The organism is Psychrobacter sp. Ps6 (assembly GCF_022129235.1).
Lineage (GTDB): Bacteria > Pseudomonadota > Gammaproteobacteria > Pseudomonadales > Moraxellaceae > Psychrobacter.
This window is the reverse complement of sequence record NZ_JADQAI010000071.1, coordinates 1-2172: the sequence shown is the minus strand read 5'-3', so window position 1 is coordinate 2172 and position 2172 is coordinate 1. Positions and strand designations below refer to the sequence as shown.

Sequence of the window (2172 nt, the reverse complement as noted above, 5' to 3'; positions counted from 1 at the left end):
TCAAAAGTTAAATCTTTCCGAACAATATATTCTAACCTTTCTGATTGACAACCATCAGCGACCAGTAACCAAAGAAGAACTCTTAAAAGTTGGTTGGCCTGATCGCATCGTTACTGAAGCCTCCTTATTTCAGATTATTCGTGCACTTCGCGTAAAATTACAAGAGCAACAAAAAGGCGATATCATCGAAACGCTACCTCGTGTCGGTTATCAAATTAGAGATTTCCAACGAGAAACTGTATCGCTATCACAGCAAGAACAAGAAGAAAGTGTAGCTGAAAAAACATGGATAAAACCTGCATTAGCCGTCAGTACAGTAGCAATTATGCTGGGGTCTGTATCTTGGTTTTACTTAAATAAAGATCCTAATATCCCGACCTTTGAAGTAAAACATGAAACGATCGGAACCAATAAGATCACGTATATCGCGTTAAACGCAGCTGATCTTGCAGATCTTGAACAAAGGGCTGATTCCATCTATCAAGATAATGTAGAAATTTTTGATAAAAGTACGATCAAAAATCGTATTATCTACATGTATAAAAATATGAGTGGTGCTTATTCTGTTGCCTGGTGCAGAACAGACGATAATTCTAATCGCTGTATTCCTAAAACAGATTTTTCATATAGAATCTCACCGGAGAAGTGGCCCGCTTTTGCCAAGCTATCGAGTGAACAAGGCGAGATATTTAGAGATACCCCAATTATTCAAACGGAATTATCTCGAGAGCCAACCGCTCAAGTATTTACCAACTACATGGATGGATCGGGTATAAAATCTAAGGTAACTCACTATTACATTTCAAAGGAAGAAGATGGCGAAATGAACTACTCATTTATGTCATTTATTACTGAAAAAAATAGTAACTATCACCATGCATTGTCTATCCGAGCCGCCGCGGTTACTATCGATCCATCTAAATCCCAGTTTATTGCCACAACTCGCATAGAACCAGAAATGTACCACTGGGCCTACGCCGATGATGGTCTAAATATTAATAAAAATAAATCCATTGCATTAAACAACGAAATTAATTTAAAAAATAAGCATAATGCACTGAGTGTTAATCATACCTATTTACTCTATCATCAAGATTATTTAGATTTGATGCTCTCAGCTTCTCGTGGCTTATATTGGGTAAATAACAGTCAAAAAGTCACGGAACTCTTTAGGTCATCGGTCGCCCAAGCAACTAAAAAATAGCATAACGCCCAAGCTGAAAACTTGGGCGTTTTTATATGAGTAAATGTCATGCAAGTACAAGGTACACTGAAAAAAATGAAGTCCACTCTAGAGCAGAATGTAAATTATTCTCTCTTAGTGGGTGATAACGAAATCGTATTAAATTCATTAATTGGTAAAACGATCACGCTCACTCACACAGGAAAAATTATTTGTAGCTCTTGTGGCAAAACAACTAAAAAGAGCTACTCACAAGGCCATTGCTTCCCATGTATGAAAAAGCTCGCTAGCTGCGATATGTGTATTATGAAGCCTGAAACATGCCACTATGCTCAAGGTACGTGTCGTGAACCTAGCTGGGGTGAAGATAATTGTATGGTGCCCCATTATGTCTACTTATCTAATACGTCAGCTTTGAAAGTTGGCATTACACGCTATACTCAAATACCAACTCGTTGGATTGATCAGGGCGCAACACAAGGCCTAACCATTTTAAAAGTTAAAAACCGCCATATTTCTGGTTTGGTGGAAATTGCACTAGCAAAATTTGTTGCAGATAAAACCAACTGGCGCAATATGTTAAAAGGAAATAATAACCAGTTGGATCTAAAGTCTTACTCAGAGCAATTACTTCCTGAAATCCAAAAGGAATTGTTGGCGATTACCGAACAATACGGTGATGATGCAATAGAGTATCTTTCGACAGAAAGCCAAGATATTCATTATCCTATTGAACAGTTTCCAACAAAAATCACATCTCATAACTTTGATAAAAACCCTGTAGTTGAAGGTATTCTACAAGGCATCAAAGGCCAATATCTTATTTTTGACACTGGTGTAATCAATATTCGAAAATTCACAAGTTATGAAGTCATTGTAAGTTATTAGTACTATTTTCTGCGCTAATTAACCTAATTAGCGCAGAAATATAACAAACTAACGAACAACATCAATAAAGTGGCTTAATTGAGTGCTAAACCATTGATTAT

At 36.8% G+C, this 2172-nt stretch carries 2 protein-coding genes; both read left to right on the top strand.

Going from position 1 to position 2172, the window contains the following annotated elements:
- Nucleotides 1-1204 (top strand): winged helix-turn-helix domain-containing protein (locus tag I3255_RS13795; RefSeq protein ID WP_238039318.1); only part of this gene is annotated, 1204 nt, incomplete at its 5' end.
- Between the two features lie 48 nt (nucleotides 1205-1252).
- Nucleotides 1253-2071, top strand: a complete 819-nt coding sequence (locus I3255_RS13790; RefSeq protein WP_181313521.1) for a DUF2797 domain-containing protein — start codon at nucleotides 1253-1255, stop codon at nucleotides 2069-2071.
- Nucleotides 2072-2172 lie beyond the last annotated feature (101 nt).